Source organism: Okeania sp. SIO2F4 (assembly GCF_010672385.1).
Lineage (GTDB): Bacteria > Cyanobacteriota > Cyanobacteriia > Cyanobacteriales > Microcoleaceae > Trichodesmium.
Map to the genome: position 1 here is coordinate 1 of NZ_JAAHGT010000872.1, position 4,137 is coordinate 4,137.

General features: G+C 38.2%; 8 protein-coding genes. 5 read left to right on the top strand and 3 right to left on the bottom strand.

Annotation, left to right across the window (positions count from 1 at the left end; translation table 11 throughout):
* Positions 1 to 675: 675 nt before the first annotated feature.
* Positions 676 to 1,401, bottom strand: coding sequence for a triose-phosphate isomerase (gene tpiA, locus F6K22_RS34195; RefSeq protein WP_293108669.1), 726 nt, complete (start codon positions 1,399 to 1,401; stop codon positions 676 to 678).
* A 141-nt stretch (positions 1,402 to 1,542) separates the two neighbouring features.
* The gene (locus tag F6K22_RS34200; protein ID WP_293108672.1) at positions 1,543 to 1,728 is read right to left on the bottom strand and encodes a PCP reductase family protein; all 186 of its coding nucleotides are present in this window, start codon (positions 1,726 to 1,728) and stop codon (positions 1,543 to 1,545) included.
* 177 nt (positions 1,729 to 1,905) lie between these two features.
* Here F6K22_RS34200 and F6K22_RS43240 point away from each other — a divergent pair, with 177 nt between their 5' ends.
* From F6K22_RS43240 to F6K22_RS43260, 5 genes are read left to right on the top strand one after another with little or no spacing between them, the layout of a single operon-like run.
* Positions 1,906 to 2,019: a helix-turn-helix domain-containing protein gene (locus F6K22_RS43240; protein WP_375340221.1), complete on the top strand. Its 114-nt coding sequence runs from the start codon at positions 1,906 to 1,908 to the stop codon at positions 2,017 to 2,019.
* Positions 2,020 to 2,050: 31 nt separating this feature from the next.
* Positions 2,051 to 2,317 (top strand): hypothetical protein, encoded by a 267-nt coding sequence (locus F6K22_RS43245; protein ID WP_375340222.1) that lies wholly within the window; start codon positions 2,051 to 2,053, stop codon positions 2,315 to 2,317.
* A 28-nt stretch (positions 2,318 to 2,345) separates the two neighbouring features.
* A complete protein-coding gene (locus F6K22_RS43250; RefSeq protein WP_375340223.1) occupies positions 2,346 to 2,693 on the top strand; it encodes an RNA-guided endonuclease InsQ/TnpB family protein in 348 nt (115 codons plus the stop codon).
* Between the two features lie 43 nt (positions 2,694 to 2,736).
* A complete protein-coding gene (locus F6K22_RS43255) occupies positions 2,737 to 2,907 on the top strand; it encodes a zinc ribbon domain-containing protein (RefSeq protein WP_375340224.1) in 171 nt (56 codons plus the stop codon).
* A complete protein-coding gene (locus tag F6K22_RS43260) occupies positions 2,870 to 3,163 on the top strand; it encodes a zinc ribbon domain-containing protein (protein WP_375340225.1) in 294 nt (97 codons plus the stop codon). Before F6K22_RS43255 ends, F6K22_RS43260 begins: the two co-directional genes overlap by 38 nt.
* A 74-nt stretch (positions 3,164 to 3,237) precedes the next feature.
* Here the strand turns inward: F6K22_RS43260 and F6K22_RS34210 are convergent.
* The coding region (locus tag F6K22_RS34210; RefSeq protein WP_293108675.1) for a glycosyltransferase at positions 3,238 to 4,137 on the bottom strand (900 nt) is incomplete at its 5' end.

Sequence of the window (4,137 nt, forward strand, 5' to 3'; positions counted from 1 at the left end):
TATCCAACGTCCCTACCTAGTACGGACGTTGGATACAACGTCCGTAGGTCGTAGTAAACATAAGAATAATTAACATTAACGCTACTTGTAATTATCAAAAAAGTTATTTAGCCAGTGTTAATTACTTAATAATTGAAATGTCATCTAAGTATAGCATTAATACATGGTAATTTGTATAATATAGATATTGCTCAAGCCCTACTACAAACAAAAACTTTTTTATCACTTATTATCCGGACATCTTAATGATACTGATTTGAGCAAGAATTTTCTAACAAGAATATAGGATTTATCAAGGTACTGAGATACAGTTATTTTTCTTCTTTTCTATTCCCTGTTTACCGAACTACTACTCCCTACTCCCTACTCCCTATTCCCTATCTTTTTAAGCAAAAGGGAAGAAAAAAAGTTTTTAGCCGTGAGTCGAGCAAAAACCAGATTTAACACTTCCATAAAATCTATATCCAATTATAGAATTTTAATCTCCATCTCATTGCCACCAACTAAACTATAGGGCAAAATCTTAGGATATTGGTAAATTTATCTTTCTATTTTGCTGCAATATACCTCTTGCAAAAGTAAAAATTAAATCTTTTTTTCTCCCTTTTTTTCTGCTTCTGTTTCCTCTTCCCAACTTCTGTGGCGAAGTCTAATCAACAATCAACAATATTAAAGTTATTGATAATTAATCAGACGAGCAAAACTATCAGGTTTCAAACTTGCACCCCCAACTAAAGCACCATCAATTTCTGGTTGTGCCATAATTTCATCAACATTACTAGGTTTAACAGAACCACCATATTGAATAGTGACATTACAATCATTCAACTTACCACGAATTAAACCAATAACTCGGTTAGCTTCTGTCGCTTCACAAGTGTCACCAGTGCCAATGGCCCATATTGGCTCATAAGCAATTACTAGATTTCCTTGCTCCACATCAACTAAATCCTTGGCCAATTGAGAAAATATATGTGATTCTGTCTCACCCGAATCTCTTTGTTGCTTAGTTTCTCCCACACAGAGAATAGGAGTTAAACCATACTTCTGAGCAGCTTTTAAGCGCAAATTGACTGTTTCATCAGTTTCGCCAAAATATTGACGGCGCTCACTGTGACCCACAATTACATAATTAACTCCAACTTCCTTCAGCATTGAGCCAGAAATTTCTCCTGTGTATGCTCCCTCGTCTTCCCAGTGAACATTTTGCGCACCCAACTTGATTCGACTCCAATACAAACTTTTTGACATAAAATCTAGTGCAGTGAAGGGAGTGCAGAGAACTACTTCACGTTCTTCGGGGGTTTTTGTTAATTGAGACATCACACCCTGGAGAAACTCTTTAGCTTCTACTTGGGTTTTGTACATTTTCCAGTTCCCAGCAATTATAATTTTTCTCACTGTTGATTTTCTACACCTCAAACTCGACTATCTGCAAAACTCCAGTCTAAAGCTTTATGGGAGCTTTTTCTAGAGTGCAAAAAGTAATTGCTTTGCTCGTCACAATTTTGTTTGAGTTTGTTGGTTGAGATAACGTTTGCCCTACTGGCCAAATTCCAATCTAGCTTGCTCAACTATTTCTGCTGTTACTATTTCTTGCTCTGCTTCTCTGGCCAACTCTTCGATTCGTTGTCGTGCCTGAGTCCGAACAAAATAGGGAATCTTTTTCAATTTAGTCTTAGCTTCAGGTGTCCATTGTAATTCGTTTGTGAAATTAGAATTATTCATATTATAGATTTTGTAGCAAAGATTTATATAGCGATCCTAATCTGATTTGTAAAATTTATCTCAACGTTGGCCCTTGACCCGCGCTCTCCCGCAGGGGAGCTCAGAGATGGGAAAACCAATTAATGTTAATGTTGCGGATTGTATGTTAGAATGTATATGTAGAAAATTAATCAGTAGATGGTTGAAAAGGCGTACAAATTTAGGTTTTACCCAACTCCAGAACAGGAAAATCTGTTGCGGAGGACAATAGGTTGTGTGCGCCTAATTTACAACAAAGCGCGCTTCTGCTAGAACTCAAGCTTGGTATGAACAAAAGCAACGAGTGAGTTACAAGCAAACTTCAGCTATGCTAACTTCCTGGAAAAAACAGGAAGATTTAGATTTCCTTGACAGAGTAAGCAGTGTACCATTACAGCAAAGTTTAAGACATCTACAGGCTGCTTTCACCAACTTTTTTAGTGGACGGGCTAAATACCTCAACTTCAAGAAAAAACGCAATGGTGGTAGTGCTGAATTCACAAAATCTGCATTTAAATGGAAAGATGGCCTAGTCTATTTAGCGATCGGGTGCAGAACCATTACCGATTAGGTGGAGTAGACAACTACCACCAGGTTGTATGCCTAGTACAATCACTGTCAAACTTGAGCCAAGTGGTAGATGGTCTGTATCTTTGAGAGTTAATGATACCAGAGATTTGAGGCTCAAGCCGACTAAGAAACAAGTGGGCATTGACTTGGGTATTACCAGCTTGCTAACCACAAGTGATGGTGAAAAAGTAGTCAATCCTAAGAATCTTCAGAAGTTACATAAAAAACTAAGGGTAGCTCAAAAGTCTCTAGATAGAAAACCCGACAAAAAGTCTAATAACTATCACAAAACCCGACTAAAAGTAGCTAGAATACACGCCAAGATTAAGGATTCAAGAGGAGACTATACCCACAAGCTAACAACCCAACGCTCTTAGAGAAAACCAAACGATAGTAGTTGAGGACTTGGCAGTAAGAAACATGGTCAAAAACCACAAATTAGCTAGGGCTATATCAGATGCCAACTGGGGAGAATTAGTCAGACAATTAGAGTACAAGGCAGAATGGTACGGAAGACAATTGATAAAAATCGACCGATATTTTCCTAGTGCCTATGCGCAGAGGAGCTTCGCTAACAAAGCGCTGCTCTAATTGTGGTTATGTAGTAGAAAAATTACCTCTAAATCTTAGAAAATGGGATTGTCCTGAATGTGGTGGTCACCATGACAGGGACACAAACGCTGCAATTAACATTTTGGCTGCGGGACTCGCAGTTTCAGCGCCAGTCGCTCATGGGGGAGACCCCCTTTGGCGGCGCTGGCAAGTCTTTAGGAGCGCGCTTTTAGACCTGAAGAGAGCAAATCTCGCTTATGCTGGTGCTATGTTAGCGCAGCTCCTCTGCGCATAGGCAGCAGAAAGCCCCTAACAGCGATGCTAGGGAATCCCGCCTTGTCTCGTAGAGCAGCGTCGGGAGGATGTCAATCAAAATATAGTGTGATAAATGCGCCCTTTCCAATAACCACCTCGCCCTCGCCAGTGTCGCCAAGCTGAATCTATTGTGATTAATATATAAATCAAAGCAACAGTTGGTAAACCCATCGCATATATTGGTGAAAGTTGATAAAATCTCACAATAGGTAAGTAAGCTAAAAACATTAATAATCTTGCTAAGAAAGCGATCGCTAATACTTCCCACCAACCAAAAATCACTCCCAAAATTATTCCTAATGAGGGAATTAAATAAACTAATTTCATTCCTATTACTGTTACTACTAACAAGAATGGAGAATAATTTAACTGAGTAAAAGCAGTACGAGCTACCATATTCCAAATACTAACTAAATCAGGATAAGAACGTAGACTAAAAGTCTCTGAAGTTAGCCCTAACCAAATCTTTTTATTTGTTGATTTTTGTTTAACTGCTTTAGCCAAAGCACAATCATCTATCAAAGCATTTTTAATAACCTCTATTCCGCCAACTTCATCTAAAAGTTGCTTAGGAATTAATATACAACCACCAGCAGCAGCAGCCGTTGATTTTTGGGGATTATTTACCCATCTAAACGGATATAATTTTTGAAAGAAAAACACAAATGCGGGAATCATTAATTCCTCTGCTAAAGTTTCGCATTGTAGTTTCACCATTAAAGAAGCTAAGGCTAAATTTTCCTGTTCTGCTTTGACAACAAGTTGACGAATATTAGTAGAGAAATGTTCAATATCTGCATCAGTTAAGAGAAAATAATCTGGGTCTGGATTTTGTTGTTTTGAATAGTTAATTCCTTGATTAATTGCCCATAACTTTCCCGTCCAACCACGAGGTAAATCTGCTGCTGAAATTACTTCTAGTTTAGTAAAATTTTTACTTTGTTGAGCAGTGCA